General features: G+C 26.5%; 1 protein-coding gene and 1 pseudogene. Both read left to right on the top strand.

The features are described 5' to 3' along the window. Nucleotides 1-183: pseudogene (locus H2277_RS09030) on the top strand (hypothetical protein); the annotation flags it as partial. Between the two features lie 76 nt (nucleotides 184-259). Then, entirely contained in the window at nucleotides 260-496 is a 237-nt protein-coding gene (locus H2277_RS09025; protein WP_337201970.1) for a hypothetical protein, read from the top strand. Nucleotides 497-871 lie beyond the last annotated feature (375 nt).

Below are 871 nucleotides of genomic sequence, written 5' to 3'. Positions count from 1 at the left end.
GAAAAAGGATTAATTATTGATGGTTCACCTATCATGGATGGTAAAATTCATAGAGTAAAAACAACTAATGATAAAGGCAGAGAATTAAGTGGTGCTTATATTGGATATTTAAACAATAATTTTCCTGCAGGATTTGTGCAAAATTTTAAAACAGGTATAAAGAAAATTGGAAAATGCAAGTAGAAAAAAACTACAATGGTAATTTAAAAACCTCTCAAGAATTACATAATCAAATAAAAAAAGATCAATGTAGAATATCTTGCAAAAAAACAAGGTTGTTTTCATATTTATAGGAGCTAAAACACTTCATAATTTAAAAGAATTTTACTTATGTGAAGGTTTTGCTACTGGTACTACATTATATAAAGCTTTAAATAAACCTATTATTATGGCAGTAGATGCAGGAAATTTAGAAAATGTAGTAAAAAAGTTAAATACCCTCTATCCTGATAAAAATATCACAATATTTGCTGATAATGATGTAAAAAAGAGTTAAAAGGCTTAGAAAACACAGGAAAAAACAACTTTAGAGATTAAAGAAAAATATTCTAATGTTAGTGTAATTTTACCAAATTTTACACAAGAACAAAGCTCTCAATGTATGAGTGATTTTAATGACTTAATGCTTTTGAAAGGGTTAGAATTTGTAACAAAAGAAATTAAAATACAAATAGTGTGCTTAACAAAAGAAAATTCTGACAAGAAATTAACTAGAGGCTAAAATCTCTAGTTAATATTTGTTTTAGATATTTATATTATATGTAATTGATATTGAGTAGATATTTTTAGTCAAATAAGCCACTAGCTTTTGCTTTTTCTTCAGCTTGCTTCATAAGCTCGCCATAATCCAAAGGCTCTTTCCCCATTGATT

The sequence above is a fragment of the Campylobacter sp. W0014 genome (genome assembly GCF_020135975.1).
GTDB lineage: Bacteria > Campylobacterota > Campylobacteria > Campylobacterales > Campylobacteraceae > Campylobacter_D.
The sequence above is the reverse complement of the archived record's forward strand: the minus strand, read 5'-3'. Positions and strand labels throughout refer to the sequence as shown.